We start from the raw sequence: 1,537 nt of genomic DNA, 5'->3' as shown, positions 1-1,537 counted from the left end.
GTTCAGCCGGGATCGGGTCCACGAGGACGCGATCTCGGGCCGTGCCGGTCCGACGTGGGTTTCCCGGGAGGTCCTGTACACGCGAGGGGATGATCCGCAGCGGCCAGCTCGCGGCGGAGCGCGTCGGCGCGGTAGGCGGCCACGAGCGGCTGGTCGCGGCCGTCCGCGTCGGTGAGCAGGGCGCCCTCGGCGCCGGACCCGCGGAGCTCGGCCAGCAGACGGTGCAGTGTGACCGGTTCGAGGAAGGGCAGGTCGGCGGAGAGGATGACGGCGTGCTCGGCCGTGGTGTGCCGCAGGCCGGCCGCCAGCGCGGCGACGGGTCCGGCGCCGGCCGGTTCCTCCCGTGCCCAGCGCACCGGGCGCGCGGTGGGCCGGGGTGCGGCCACGACGACGGTCGTACCGGCGCCCGCGCAGGCCGTGAGCACCCGGTCGAGCAGCGCGCGGCCGCCGATCCGGAGCCCGGGCTTGTCCGCACCGCCGAGCCGCCGGGCGGCACCGCCGGCCAGCACGACGGCGTCGTACGGCACGGCGGGCACGGTGATGGCGTTGTCGGTCACCCTCCGAGTATGCGTGCCCGGCTGATCACAGGGAACCGAGCCCGGGGGAACGCGGCCCGCAGGGAACGCCCGCGCGGGCCGTTCCCCGTCCGCTCCTCCCGGGTCACAGGGTGCGCAGGAGCACCGCCGGCTGTTCCACACAGTCCGCCACGTACCGCAGGAAGCCGCCCGCGGTGCCGCCGTCGCACACCCGGTGGTCGAAGGTGAACGAGAGCTGCACGACCTGGCGCACGGCCAGCTCGCCCTCGTGCACCCACGGCTTGGGGACGATGCGGCCGACGCCGAGCATGGCCGCCTCGGGGTGGTTGATGATCGGCGTGGAGCCGTCGACGCCGAAGACGCCGTAGTTGTTCAACGTGAAGGTGCCGCCGGTGAGCTCCGCGGGGGTGAGCGTCCCGGCGCGGGCGGACTCGGTGAGCCGGGCGAACTCGGCGGTGAGCGACTGGGCGTCGCGCACGTGGGCGTCCCGGACGACCGGTACGACCAGGCCGCGGTCGGTCTGCGCGGCGAACCCGAGGTGCACATGGCCGTGCTGGACGACCTCGCGGGCCTCGGTGTCGACGGAGGAGTTCAGCTCGGGGAACCGGGCGAGGGCGGCGGTCGTGATGCGGGCGAGCAGCGCGAGGAGGGAGATCTTCGGTGCTCCGGCCGCGTTCATCGCGGCCCGTGCGCGCATGAGCTCCGTCGCGTCGGCGTCGACCCAGCAGGTCGCGTCCGGGATCTCCCGGCGGCTGCGGGACAGCTTGTCGGCGACGGCTCCGCGGACGCCCTTGAGGGGGACGCGCAGGCCCTCGCCCGGGGCCGGGAGGGCGGGGGCGGGTGCCGTCGTGGCGGCCGCCTCGACCGTGTGGTCCCCGGCCGCCCCGGTCCGCAGCGCGTGCTCGACGTCGGCCCGCAGGATCAGGCCCTCGGGCCCGGAACCGGTGAGCCGGCGCAGGTCCACGAGATCTCGCCGGGCAAGGTGACCGGCCGGCGCAGCG

At 75.9% G+C, this 1,537-nt stretch carries 1 protein-coding gene and 1 pseudogene; both read right to left on the bottom strand.

Annotation, left to right across the window (positions count from 1 at the left end):
* Positions 1–98 precede the first annotated feature (98 nt).
* Positions 99–557: pseudogene (gene mobA, locus ACWEN3_RS46460) on the bottom strand (molybdenum cofactor guanylyltransferase); the annotation flags it as partial.
* 103 nt (positions 558–660) lie between these two features.
* Positions 661–1,537: dihydrolipoamide acetyltransferase family protein (locus ACWEN3_RS46455; protein WP_452984472.1), on the bottom strand; the 877-nt coding region annotated here is incomplete at its 5' end.

The organism is Streptomyces sp. NPDC004561 (assembly GCF_053602155.1).
Note: the sequence above shows the minus strand (reverse complement) of the source record. Positions and strands in the feature narration are given on the sequence as shown.